Origin of the sequence: Daejeonella sp. H1SJ63, from assembly GCF_029360775.1 — a bacterium.
Classification (GTDB): Bacteria; Bacteroidota; Bacteroidia; order Sphingobacteriales; family Sphingobacteriaceae; genus Daejeonella.
This window is the reverse complement of record NZ_JARKMZ010000028.1, coordinates 108,250-120,457: the sequence shown is the minus strand read 5'-3', so window position 1 is coordinate 120,457 and position 12,208 is coordinate 108,250. Positions and strand designations below refer to the sequence as shown.

Genomic DNA, 12,208 nt, shown 5'->3' with positions numbered 1-12,208 from the left:
CAACAGCCCCTTACCAGCTTTTCTGAGGACAGGTAACTTTATACCGGTTATTCAGAAATAGACCCAGCACAATTTCATGAGAGCCCCTGCTCACAGTATTTAAACCTGAAGTAGTAAAATCATAGGAATATCCGATATTCATCAAAGATCCAATATTAAATCCGGCCATACCGGCAAAGGCATCATCTTTTCTGTAGCTACCGCCAACCCAGAAACGATCTTTATAAGCCAGTTTCAGGTTGGCATCAACAGAGGCCGGAACCGGAGAAACCACTTTCACAAGCAGGGAAGGTATTGCAGCAAAATCGTCGCCCAGGTAAACTTTATACCCGGCGGTTGCAAACAAATGAGGGACCTTTCTTCCCTGACTATAGGCAACAGGATCATCACTAAACCCAATAGGGCTTTTTAAAAGTTGCTGTGCAGAGACCCCTGCAAAATATCTTGGGCCATAAAGCCACAAACCTGCACTAAGATCAGGTTTAAACTGATCATAAGAACCTGTACCAATAGCCTGATCTACAGGATTTTCAAGAATAATCTGTGAACGGTCGAGATAAATTTTAGAAACACCGGCTGCAACACCTACAGAAACATTGATTTGCTCAGTTATACCAATATGATAAGCATAATTGAAATTCAGATCAGTTCGGGTAATAGGGCCGGCCTTATCAGAAACAGCGGTAAACCCTACCCCGTGATGAGGTTCAGATGCCATATAATTCTGAAGATAACTTCTGCTGTTTGGGTTAGTACCTCCTCCCTGAGGGACTGAAGTTGATGTGCCATACAAAAAACTCTTCCCGATCGGTGCGTGAACAGAAAGGTAAGAGGTTTCAGGTGCACCGCTCAAACCCTGCCACTGGTTTCTGTATCCAGCTTTTACATCCACATAGTTCTCAATCCCTGCAATCGCCGGATTCAGAATAAAATTGTTTAAAATATATTGGGTATACTGCGGCCTTTGCTGAGCCGAAACGGCAAAACAAGTTGCAAAAACCGCAATAAATACAAGCAACCTCTTCATTTATTTTCCAATCAACTAATAAGGCTCTCCTTATAATAAAGAAATTTCCTTAAACAATGCAGGGCTTAATTTAAGATTAATGTTTTTAAAATGCTTTATTCTCTCTTATCTTATTATGGTTACCCAGCCTTTGAAGGAAGGCAGACCTGATTTTGGCTCTATCAGATAATAATATATTCCTACAGGTACTTGTACCCCACTGGAAATTGCATTCCATGGATTCAAATAGCCTATAGACCCATAAACCTTAATGCCATATCTGTTATAAATACTTACGATCACGCCGGGATAACTATCGAGGTACTGTATATTCCAGACATCATTAATGCCATCGCCATTCGGACTGAAAGTATTTGGAATTACCGGCATTTCAAGTACTTTAACTAAAATATCATCGGTAAGTACACAACCCTCATCCGAAGTAATAGTCACTGTATATCTTGTATCAACCTGCGGTGATGCAACAGGATTTCTGACATCATCACGATCCAGACCCGTTGAAGGGCTCCATTTATATTTAAGGTTTGTCCCTGTGGCCAGGATGTTAAAACCAAGCATCCCACCCCTTAAAATCACTGTATCCCTTCCCACATTTAAAAAAGGAGTTGAAATACTTAGTTCTTTAATAAGTGTTTGCTCACAGCCGGATTCATTGCTGACTGTCAGGCTGACCTTATAAGTTCCACCGGCTGTATACTGATGGTTTACAGGTGATGAATTTGTTTGTTCAGAAACATTTCCATCCCCGAAGTTCCATTTCCATTTTACAATCCTTCCCTGAATAGTAGTTGAGCGATCGGTAAAGGAAATGCTTGAATTATTACAACCTGGTTTTGACATTTCGAAGTCGGCAGCTGGAGCTTCCTTAAGCTGAATTGTTTTTGGCAATTCCTGAACATTACAACTGGTTGAATTCTGAATTTTCAGAATAACGGTATATTGCCCTGCACGTGCATAGATATGTTTGGGATTCTGTTCAGTTGAGCTGGTTCCGTCACCAAAATCCCATAACCACGAAGTGAGCGGATTACCATTATCATTACTTTGGTCCGTAAAACTTATTTCAGCATTTTCACAATAATTAACCGTGCTGGTAAATGCAGGAACCGGAGGGTTATATATATCGAGTGCATAATCAATTTGCTGTTCATCAAGTGTACAACCTGCTGCAGAAGCAAATCGGGCAATTACCTTAATAATCTTTTTTCCGGCCTGATTGTATCCCAGATTTCTTGGAAAAAGATATTCGTAATAACTGATACCACTTCTCACAACAGTGGTATATGCCGGGTTAGACTGAATAACAGGAGTATCATTCGTATCCAGCTGCCATGACAAACTTGATGCAGGTGCCGTTAACGTGAGTTTGAAATTCATATCCTGATTGGTGCAGGCACTTGTTATTTCCTCAAGTGTAATTTTATTTATTGCTCTTACATACTGGGCAGATGCCAGATTGGTACCTGCTGAATAGGCGTACGATTCCACATCTCCAAATCCATAGGCAATCGCATTAAAGCCTTCTGAAGCAAATAAGTTAAATATCTGGCTGGAATACTGATTCAAATTAAGCTGTAAATACGACATGCCTGGTGAAGAAGGCAGGGGTATAAAATTAGCCGTAGGAGCCTTACCATTTATTCTGAATGAGGCTGCTGCAGAAGTGTTTATGAGAATATTTACATAGTTTTCGCTGATATTTTCCTTATCGGATGAGTATACAGTAATGTTTCTGATGTTGTATTCAACCGGATTCAGAATCACCATATCCGGATCGCTAAAGCCACCTCCTGCGCATGATTGAGTGAGAGAATATTGAGCAACTGCAACAGCTTTATCTGAACTTATGTAAGCCGGTGTATTTAAAGGGTTGGGGGACTGATAATACTGCCCCTCATTGAGTGTAATTTGACTACCGTTGAAATTTACAACGGTATTGTTTTCTTTTGCAAGAATGCGTAAAAAATTGCCTCTGGTTCTTACTGCGGCACCACTTCTGCTTCTTGAACTGAATGGAATAAATCCATATTTGCTTCCCCAGCTTTCAACGGGATAATTTTGTTGATATAATGGATCAGATGATATCTGACCACATCCTGTAGGAACGGTCATTGTAGAATTTGTGGTCCCGGAGAATAGCACAAACCTTTTACATGCCGATGAATTTGGATCAACAAACACTTTAGTACCTGTCAGATCATTTTGAGAAAGATATTCGTATACATCTCCGGGGTTATTCAGCAATATTCCTCCCGGAACAAGATCCCTTCCCCCGTTCTGTATAAAAACTCGTGTATCCGGTTCTGTTGCTACTATTACAATATGATTCTTTCCACCATCATCAGGGATACCAACTTCCTGATTCATACTATAATAGCGCTGACCTATTGATTCTTTAGGTAAAATTAAAGAAGCTGCTGAGCGACGCCCCGCAAAAATATGACCATAAACTACAACTTTAGGTTTTCCCGGATCAACTAATATTTTAATTCCACGATTTGTTAAGATTCTACCAGCCTCAGACTCATTAATATAGGCTTCAGAACGTGGAACTTCAATCTCAATTACAGTATTTGCGACGCTCAGATTAAAACTCTGCGACCATGAACCAACAGAAACTACACCTGAAGAGGGTTGACTTCCTGTTATAAAAACCGAATATTTTGCAGGGAAACTTTGAATAAGAATACCATCTCTGAAATTACCTCCGGGCATATGAGTAGGAAATGCAGCCCAGAATTCTGTCCCCTCGTTTGATGTACTTTGGGCACTGACCTTCCCTTTACAGAAAAGAATTAAACTTAAAATCAGAAAACAAATTAAACCTAACTTTCTGAACATTTCTTTTGGAATCTGCCCCTCATTAATAAGCTGAACATTATGATAAGATACGTTCAGACTGGCTTATTCTGTTATAAAAATATGAATTAAGCGGTATTGAACGGCAGGGAAAGAGAAAATGATCTGAAGTTGATAGCTATACCGAATTAATCATAAAGACCAATCCGGAAAATTACAGATCCCGGCCATTTCCGGTAATGATCTGAATAATGATTTTTACTATAAAAAAAGCCGGCAAGAGTCTTCCTGCCGGCTTCACAATATTTATCAGATTGATTTGATTAAGCTCTTATCGATTTGATAATCTCAAGGGCCTGTTTTGTAGCTTCTGTCAGTTCAGCATACTTCTTATTCTCCATCACGTCCTTGCTCACCAGCTTGCTTCCCATACCTACAGCACAAACACCTGATTTAAACCATCCTTCAATATTCGCTCTGTCTAATTCAACACCACCTGTAGGCATGAACTTAAGATTAGGGAACAATTCCTTAATTGCCGACATAAAGCCAGGGCCCAGGATATTTCCAGGGAATAACTTTACCATCTTAGCTCCTAAAGTCTCAGCTTTAATGATCTCACTTGGAGTCATACAACCCGGTACCCAAAGCATATCATACTTATCTGCAACCTCAGCGACACTTTCAACCAATCCCGGACAAATGATATAATCAGCACCGGCATCAATGAAGGTCTGAGCCATATTACCATCTTTAATAGTTCCAATACCCAGATACATCCCTTTTAACTCAGTATCGATGAACTGACGCATTTTCTTAAAATTATTCAATGCAGCCTCGCCACGGTTTGTATATTCAACTGTACGGATACCTGCATTATATAATGCTTTCAGCAATTCGATGCTGGTTTGTTCATCTTTATTGAAGTATAATGGCAATATTCCCTGCTCCGGTATTAACTTCAAAAGTTCTGCTTTCTTACTCATTGTGATTATTTTCTAATTAAAACTCTGCGCTAATTTAGATAATTTAATAAATATTGAACGAAGAGGGTTTAAATTTCGGTTTATTTAAAGCTTCAGTAACATTTTAAAAGCATATTTAAGATTAAGAAGGGATAAAACTTTTAATTATCCGTCTTTAATGTATTTTTGTTTATCCTAAACTATAGGATTATAATAAACCTTCTTTCAAATAAACTACAAGATAAACCATGGCTAAAAAAGTCGTAACCCTTGGAGAGATAATGTTGAGATTATCAACTCCTGATTTCAAAAGATTTGTACAGAGTGATAGCTTTGATGTTACTTACGGTGGTGGTGAAGCAAACGTTTCTGCAGCACTATGTAACTACGGACTAAACGGAACCTTCGTTTCCAAAGTACCTAACAACCCGATAGGTCAGTCTGCAATCAATCACCTTCGCAGATATGGCGTTGATACTCAATTCGTTGCAAGAGGCGGAAAAAGATTAGGTATCTACTTCCTTGAAACAGGTGCTTCGATGCGTGCCTCTCAGGTAGTATACGATCGTGCTGATGCTTCAATTGCAGATGTGGATGTATCTGAGTTTGATTTCGATGCAATTTTTGAAGGTGCTGACTGGTTCCACACTACTGGTATTACTCCTGCTTTGAGCGATAAAGCTGCTGCTTTAACTGAAGCTGCATTAAAAGCTGCAAAAGCTAAAGGTATCACTACTTCGATCGATCTTAACTACCGTAAAAAATTATGGAGTAAGGAAAAAGCAAGAGAAGTAATGACAAGATTATGCCAGTATGTTGATGTTTGTATCGGTAACGAAGAAGATGCAGATACCACTCTTGGATTTACTTCTAAAGGTACTGACGTAACTAAAGGCGAACTGAACCTTGATGGTTACAAAGATGTATTCCAGCAGATGAAAGCTAAATTCGGCTTTAAATATATTGCTTCAACTTTAAGAGAGAGCCATAGTGCTTCTGATAACGGATGGTCTGCATTGGTTTATGATGGAAATGAATTCTATCACACCAAGCAGTACGAAGTAAGAATCGTTGACCGAGTGGGTAGTGGTGACTCATTTGCAAGTGGATTTATCTACGGACTGGTAACCGGAATGGCAATGGGTGATGCAGCAGAATTCGGTGTTGCGGCATCTGCATTGAAACATACAATTCCGGGCGACTTAAACCACGCTACTTTAGCAGAAGTAAAAGATCTGGTAGGCGGTGACGGTTCAGGACGTGTACAACGCTAAACAAAAATTATCATAGAAAAATCCGCCCCTTAACCAGGCGGATTTTTAATATAAACCCATTTAAACCCTACAGTCATGATTATAGATACCTTAGAAAATGCCGGAAAATACACTTCCATTCATCCACTTTTTGCAAAGGCTTTTGATTTTCTTAACTCAATCGATCTTAAAAATGCAGAAATCGGAAAATTCGACATCAGTGAAGGCTTAAAGTATATCGTTTCTGAAAAAGAAGGTATGACTGCCGCTGAATCTGCAGCTAAGTTCGAATGCCATGATAAAAACATTGATATTCAGCTTTGCATCAGTGGCAAAGAGCAGATAGGCTGGAAACCACGCAGTGCCTGCAAATCACTTAAAGGCGAGTACAATCCTGAAAAGGATGTTTCATTTTACAATGACGAGCCGGAAATGTATTTCCAGCTATCAGACATGCAGTTTGCGATCTTCTTCCCTGAAGATGTGCACGCACCAATGATCGGTGAGGGTGTGATCAAAAAACTGGTTGTTAAAGTAAAAATCTAAATTAAGAATGCCCCGGTTACCGGGGCATTCTTAACTTCAGGATCCGTAAATGATCCTGTTATATTCTTTCGCAAGTGTTCTGGTCACCTCACCAGGCATCCCATCTCCTAAAGTTCTTCCATCAATCTGAACTACCGGCAGAATATTTTTTGTTGTACTGGTAATAAATGCTTCTTTGGCATTTCTGAGTTCGTCCATACTCACATCTCTGGCTTCGGTTTCATACATACCTGCCGATATTTCCAATACATGCTTTCTGGTTATCCCCTTCAGCATTTCTGATCCCGGAGTCAGTACCTTATTATCCTTTGTTATGATGAAAAAATTTGCCCGCGGACATTCCCGAAGCAGGCCATTACTGTGATACAGCACATCATCTGCTTTTTTCTCCTTCAGAACAGGCTGCAGCCAGATGGCCTGGAGATAATCCAGTGTTTTAGCATCGGAGAACTGGCGCTGGTATTCATGAGTGATGATACTGATGCCTTTCTCCAGCATCGCTCTGGGAATCTGAAACTCCTGCTGGGTAATAATCAGGTTAGGCTCAGCAATACTAAAACCATCCGGAGAGAAACCACCTGTAAGTATGATCTTAATACCTGAATCACCCAAATTATTCTTTTTAATCAGCTCCATGATCCTGTTTCTGATTTCATCCCGGCCCTGTTTAACCCCAAGACGCATCAGCACCGCAGAACGAAAGAACCGGTCCAGATGATCCTCCAGAAAGACAGGTTTACCCTCTACGGTCTCAAAAAAATCAAAGATACCGTAGCCTCTTTGTACAGCAAGATCTGAGATATTTACACTGGCCTCTTCAGATGGGATCAAAGAGTCATTGACCCAAACATATAATTTATTCATTTTATAGTCGATTGTATTTTTTCAGAATTGGAATTACCTTATCAAGAGGAAGGGCTTCGATCTTACGCCCATTATGCCCACTAATAGTTCTGGCAGCAAACAGAGAATTAATTACAGCCTCTTCTGTAGCTTCAATAGCCGCCATAAACAGTTGAGAAGTAAAATCATTATGCAGATATCCTGCCTGATTAACCGGCCTTACCGGCTGATGAAGAATCCGAAGCTCTTCGGCAGTGGAAAATGCAATGACATAATCACCACTCCCATTAGAGGCAATGCCCCCCGACTTGCCCAGGCCCAGGAAAGCACGTTTAGCCAAACGTTCCAGATTTCTGGCATCTAATGGAGCATCGGTGGCCACCACAATCATACATGAACCATCCACATTGTTCAGCAGTTTATCACTGAATGAGAATTTACCTAATTCCTCTCCTACCGGAACACCATCAATCTGCAATACCCCGCCGAAATTACTCTGTACCAGAACTCCAACCGTATACCCACCTAAGCTCTGAGGCAATTTTCTGGAAGAAGTCCCGATCCCTCCTTTAAACCCAAAACAAACAGTTCCGGTTCCGGCACCAACATTACCTTCTTCAACCGGTCCGGCAGAAGCTGACCGGATAGCATCAAGCACATCTTCTTTTTTAACGTAACGTCCTCTTATATCATTCAGATTGCCATCATTTGTTTCACCTACAACAACATTCACTGACTGCACTCCTTCATTAGCTTTTTGTGAGAGAGTATGCTCAATTACACCCTGTATTCCTTCTGCCACATTCAGGGTATTGGTTAAGATAATCGGGCTTTCCAGATTTCCCAATTCATCAATCTGGGTACTGCCGCTAAGCTTCCCAAAACCATTTCCGGCAAAGATTGCCGCCGGCACTTTAGATTGAAAGATATTACCATCATGCGGCAGAATGGCTGTTACTCCGGTGCGGACAGACTCTCCGCTGATTAAGGTTTTATGCCCAACCTTAACTCCGGCAACATCTGTAATTGCATTTAGCTTCCCGGAAGGCAAAACCCCGATTTTAATACCCATTTCCCTTGGTCGCGGCTTATCCTGAGCATCCGCAAAATACGGAAGAACACAAAATAGCATAAAATAGATTTTCTTGTGCATACACAATAATAAGCAATAAAATAAGGATTAGCAGCTTTAACAAGCTAAATGAATATGAAATCAGAGCACATTCAGAACAGCGATTATACTTTTATTTATGCCCTCAGAAAGCTAACTTGCATGAAAATAATATCTGCCTCAAAACCCCTCATCTCTTTAAAAAGTGATAAGACATAAAATTAACCCGATGAGCTTTCAATTTTCTATTTCAAAAATGATCCTGAAGACTGTCTTTTTATGTCTCTCGCTAGTGTTTATATTCAATTCAAGTTCTGAGGCTCAGAAACTAACGAAACGAAAAGTTGCCAGGGTATTCAAAAGCTCTGAAGTATTGAAAAATCATGTTACGGGTTTTGCACTTTACAATAACGACAACAATAAGAAGATTTTTGAGCTGGATGCCAATAAACCGTTAATTCCGGCTTCAAACACAAAGCTTTTCACATTATACACAGCACTGAGAATGCTGGGAGATTCTATACCCGGACTGCGTTACATCAGCAAGGGTGATTCACTGATTTTTTGGGGTACCGGCGATCCCTCCTTTCTGCATCCTGACCTGAGATCAACAAGAGTTTATGATTTTCTAAAAAACTCAGGCAAACAACTTTTCTATTCTCATGCTAATGCCAGTGCCGGCTTTAATGGTTCTGCAATATATACCATTGCCATGGTTTCAATGCCCATAGGTGAAAATACGGCACAGGCATATACCGATAAAAATGGCAGACTGCAAATCAAACCTGCTTTCCTGATGAATCATTTAAGGCTTGATACTGCTTTCCATCCAGGGAATTTCACTGTTCGCAGAGATGATAAAACCAATAGTTTCAGCTATCCGGCAATGCCTGTACCGGCAAATTATAAACAAACACTGTATCTGGTACCCGGTGCTGAGCTGACCAGTGCTATGCTGAGTGATACACTTAAATTACCTGTTAATATCAGTAAAATGGCTATGCCGGCAAATGCAAAGACACTTTACAGTGTTCCTTCAGATTCGCTTTACAGAAGAATGATGCTGCCAAGCGATAATTATCTGGCCGAACATATCCTTTACATTTGCTCATCTCTGCTTCCGGGCAAACTGAGTGTAGACTCTGCCATTGCTTACAGCTCCAGAAACTTTCTGAACGACCTGCCTGATAAATTCCAGTGGAGAGATGGTTCAGGATTATCAAGATATAATCTTTTCAGTCCGCGTTCAGTAATTGCCACCCTGATCAAGATTAAAGAAAAAGTTGGGACTGAACAAAGACTACACAATCTTCTGCCTGCGGGAGGTGTAAGCGGCACTCTGAAAAATGCTTATGAAACCGATAATGGTCAGCCATTTGTCTGGGCCAAGACAGGCACTCTTTCCAATGTGCATTTACAGGGAGGATTTTTTGTAACACGGAAAGGGGAAAAATACATATACTCTTTCATTAACAATAATTTCATGATCCCTACTGCTGATATCCGCAAGGAGATGGGCAGGATCATCACTCATTTCCACAACAATTACTAATAATAATCAAATAACATCATGTATAGAATCAAATCAATTACCTTATTATCAATAGTTTGCCTGTTATTCTCAACAGTAACATTTGCTCAAAAGAAGCTTCCACTGGACGGAAAAGTAATCGTTGTTGATCCGGGTCATGGAGGAAGTGCTGCAACCGACAGCTACCGCCAGGCAGCAAGCGGAGAACGTGAAGAATGGATAGACCTGAGAGTAGGATTACAGTTGAAGGAACTACTGGAAGCAAAAGGAGCAAAAGTACTGATGACAAGAAGTACCGATGTGCCCTTTCCTCTGGCTGATCGCGCTAAAATGGCAAATGACAATAAGGCCAATTTGTTTGTTTCCATTCATCATAATGCAACTGCAGACCCGGCAGTAAATTTCCCGATCATCTATTACCACGGACTCTCATCTTCCAATTCGGCAGGTGTAAAACTGGGTAAAATGCTGGGCAAAAATCTCCGGAAATACATGTACAAATCAAAAACACCAGTGAGTGTAGTTTCTGATTATACCATATTCAGCAGTGCTGGTTCTTCAGTATTAAGGGGAACTTATGGAATCCCGGGAATTCTGGCAGAAGCGTCCTTTTTTACCAATCCGGAAGAAGAAACCAGATTAAAGCAAAAAGAGCATAACTATAATGAAGCAGTAGCTTTTGCTAAAGCTATAGAGAAATTCCTGGGAGGAAGCATACCAGTTATCCGCCCTAAAATAGCTTCAGACTTCCCTCCGCTGTTTGCTACTTTGCAGGAAGCAGAACGTATGAGTCCGGTTGCGAAACGCTGGTATCAGGATTATACCGATGCGAAGGCCCTGATGAAAAGCAAGAACAAGGAACAACTTCAAAAAGCCTATGATCTGTTTACACAGTCAGCAAAATCATTCCCTGATTCATACGTAGCAGCAAAATGCCATAAATACCGGGCACAGATACTGCATAAACTGGGCAGAGAGGATGAAGCATTTAAAGAAGAAAACAGAGTAAGCGAATTTTATCCTGAATAAATGGGCACCACAAAAAAGCTTGTAGTTTTTATACTGGCACTGGTTCTTAGCCTTCAGGTACAGGGGCAAAGAAAAAAACAATCAGACTTCAGGATTATAGGATATTATTCCTTAAAAGCGGCCATGACTGCCGATCTGAAAACTGTACCATTTGATAAGCTGACGCATATCAACCTTTCATTTCTGAACCCTGATACGCTGGGCAACTTCAATCAGGATCTTAGCGCGCTCATACCCTTTATTAAAGCGGCCCATAAACATCATGTTAAAGTGCTGCCATCTATTGCAGGCGGAGGGAAACATGAATATTATCATAAACTCTTAAAAGATGAAAACAGGGCAAGATTCATCAATGATCTGCTTTTGATTACCCTTAAGTATGATTTTGACGGTATTGATGTGGATATTGAAGGAAGTGACATCGATGAGAATTATGAGAATTTTGTACTTGGGCTTACCAATGTTCTTAAACCTCATAAAAAGCTTGTTACCGCTGCAATAGCTATTTTCTATAAAGATCAGTTAAGTGACAGGGCACTGGCACAATATGATTTTATGACTCTGATGAGTTATGACCATACGGGCCCATGGAAACCTTCCAAACCGGGTCCGCATTCAACTTATGAGCACGCCCTTGCAGATCTGAATTATTTCAGAACGGAAAGAAATATCCCCAAAGAGAAAATTGTATTGGGTGTTGGTTTTTACGGTTATGGTTTCGGACCTGAATTAACTTCCCCTGCTTCAAGCATGAACTACGGACAGATTGTAAACACCTTTCCGGGAGCCGAAAAAGCAGATCAGATGACCATGCCGGATGGGAAGATGATGTATTATAACGGAGAAGCAACCATGCGTAAGAAAACACTGCTTGCCAAAGAAAATGCTTCAGGAATCATGATCTGGCAGATTTTGGGCGATGCAGCAGGAAAGTTCTCCTTACTGAACCTGATCAATAAGGTTGCTTATTCAAAATAAGGTTTTAGGAGTTTATTGAATAAAAAATGGATGATATTTTGCTTTAAAAGACAAATACGACTTGTGGTTTTCTCAAATTTCTTTTGGTTTTCCAATATCTCCTCCTTTTACTCATTAATTCATACC

At 40.4% G+C, this 12,208-nt stretch carries 10 protein-coding genes; 5 read left to right on the top strand and 5 right to left on the bottom strand.

Going from position 1 to position 12,208, the window contains the following annotated elements; translation table 11 throughout:
* Positions 1 to 10: 10 nt before the first annotated feature.
* From P2W72_RS08405 to P2W72_RS08395, 3 genes are all read right to left on the bottom strand, one after another.
* Positions 11 to 1,027, bottom strand: a complete 1,017-nt coding sequence (locus tag P2W72_RS08405; RefSeq protein WP_276360810.1) for a type IX secretion system membrane protein PorP/SprF — start codon at positions 1,025 to 1,027, stop codon at positions 11 to 13.
* 105 nt (positions 1,028 to 1,132) lie between these two features.
* On the bottom strand, positions 1,133 to 3,868 hold the full coding sequence (locus P2W72_RS08400) for a PKD domain-containing protein (RefSeq protein WP_276360809.1): 2,736 nt from the start codon (positions 3,866 to 3,868) through the stop codon (positions 1,133 to 1,135).
* 281 nt (positions 3,869 to 4,149) lie between these two features.
* Entirely contained in the window at positions 4,150 to 4,812 is a 663-nt protein-coding gene (locus tag P2W72_RS08395; RefSeq protein WP_276360808.1) for a bifunctional 4-hydroxy-2-oxoglutarate aldolase/2-dehydro-3-deoxy-phosphogluconate aldolase, read from the bottom strand.
* 227 nt (positions 4,813 to 5,039) lie between these two features.
* Between P2W72_RS08395 and P2W72_RS08390 the strand changes: the two genes are divergently transcribed.
* Positions 5,040 to 6,065: a sugar kinase gene (locus tag P2W72_RS08390; protein WP_276360807.1), complete on the top strand. Its 1,026-nt coding sequence runs from the start codon at positions 5,040 to 5,042 to the stop codon at positions 6,063 to 6,065.
* A 75-nt stretch (positions 6,066 to 6,140) separates the two neighbouring features.
* On the top strand, positions 6,141 to 6,590 hold the full coding sequence (locus P2W72_RS08385) for a YhcH/YjgK/YiaL family protein (RefSeq protein WP_276360806.1): 450 nt from the start codon (positions 6,141 to 6,143) through the stop codon (positions 6,588 to 6,590).
* 36 nt (positions 6,591 to 6,626) lie between these two features.
* Here P2W72_RS08385 and P2W72_RS08380 read toward each other — a convergent pair whose 3' ends face one another.
* Positions 6,627 to 7,454: an aminotransferase class IV gene (locus tag P2W72_RS08380; protein ID WP_276360805.1), complete on the bottom strand. Its 828-nt coding sequence runs from the start codon at positions 7,452 to 7,454 to the stop codon at positions 6,627 to 6,629.
* A gap of 1 nt (position 7,455) precedes the next feature.
* Positions 7,456 to 8,586, bottom strand: coding sequence for a P1 family peptidase (locus P2W72_RS08375; RefSeq protein ID WP_276360803.1), 1,131 nt, complete (start codon positions 8,584 to 8,586; stop codon positions 7,456 to 7,458).
* A 187-nt stretch (positions 8,587 to 8,773) separates the two neighbouring features.
* Between P2W72_RS08375 and P2W72_RS08370 the strand changes: the two genes are divergently transcribed.
* The 3 genes from P2W72_RS08370 to P2W72_RS08360 are packed head-to-tail and all read left to right on the top strand — an operon-like array spanning position 8,774 to position 12,082.
* Positions 8,774 to 10,096: a D-alanyl-D-alanine carboxypeptidase gene (locus P2W72_RS08370; protein ID WP_276360802.1), complete on the top strand. Its 1,323-nt coding sequence runs from the start codon at positions 8,774 to 8,776 to the stop codon at positions 10,094 to 10,096.
* 18 nt (positions 10,097 to 10,114) lie between these two features.
* Positions 10,115 to 11,104, top strand: coding sequence for an N-acetylmuramoyl-L-alanine amidase (locus P2W72_RS08365; RefSeq protein ID WP_276360801.1), 990 nt, complete (start codon positions 10,115 to 10,117; stop codon positions 11,102 to 11,104).
* On the top strand, positions 11,105 to 12,082 hold the full coding sequence (locus P2W72_RS08360) for a glycosyl hydrolase family 18 protein (RefSeq protein ID WP_276360800.1): 978 nt from the start codon (positions 11,105 to 11,107) through the stop codon (positions 12,080 to 12,082).
* Positions 12,083 to 12,208 lie beyond the last annotated feature (126 nt).

What these genes read in the sequence shown, in the direction of transcription:
- P2W72_RS08370 (WP_276360802.1), top strand. Translation starts at nt 8,774, where the DNA reads ATGAGCTTTCAATTTTCTATTTCAAAAATGATCCTGAAGACTGTCTTT.
- P2W72_RS08380 (WP_276360805.1), bottom strand. Translation starts at nt 7,454, where the DNA reads ATGAATAAATTATATGTTTGGGTCAATGACTCTTTGATCCCATCTGAA.
- P2W72_RS08365 (WP_276360801.1), top strand. Translation starts at nt 10,115, where the DNA reads ATGTATAGAATCAAATCAATTACCTTATTATCAATAGTTTGCCTGTTA.
- P2W72_RS08390 (WP_276360807.1), top strand. Translation starts at nt 5,040, where the DNA reads ATGGCTAAAAAAGTCGTAACCCTTGGAGAGATAATGTTGAGATTATCA.
- P2W72_RS08395 (WP_276360808.1), bottom strand. Translation starts at nt 4,812, where the DNA reads ATGAGTAAGAAAGCAGAACTTTTGAAGTTAATACCGGAGCAGGGAATA.
- P2W72_RS08385 (WP_276360806.1), top strand. Translation starts at nt 6,141, where the DNA reads ATGATTATAGATACCTTAGAAAATGCCGGAAAATACACTTCCATTCAT.
- P2W72_RS08400 (WP_276360809.1), bottom strand. Translation starts at nt 3,868, where the DNA reads ATGTTCAGAAAGTTAGGTTTAATTTGTTTTCTGATTTTAAGTTTAATT.
- P2W72_RS08405 (WP_276360810.1), bottom strand. Translation starts at nt 1,027, where the DNA reads ATGAAGAGGTTGCTTGTATTTATTGCGGTTTTTGCAACTTGTTTTGCC.
- P2W72_RS08360 (WP_276360800.1), top strand. Translation starts at nt 11,105, where the DNA reads ATGGGCACCACAAAAAAGCTTGTAGTTTTTATACTGGCACTGGTTCTT.
- P2W72_RS08375 (WP_276360803.1), bottom strand. Translation starts at nt 8,586, where the DNA reads ATGCACAAGAAAATCTATTTTATGCTATTTTGTGTTCTTCCGTATTTT.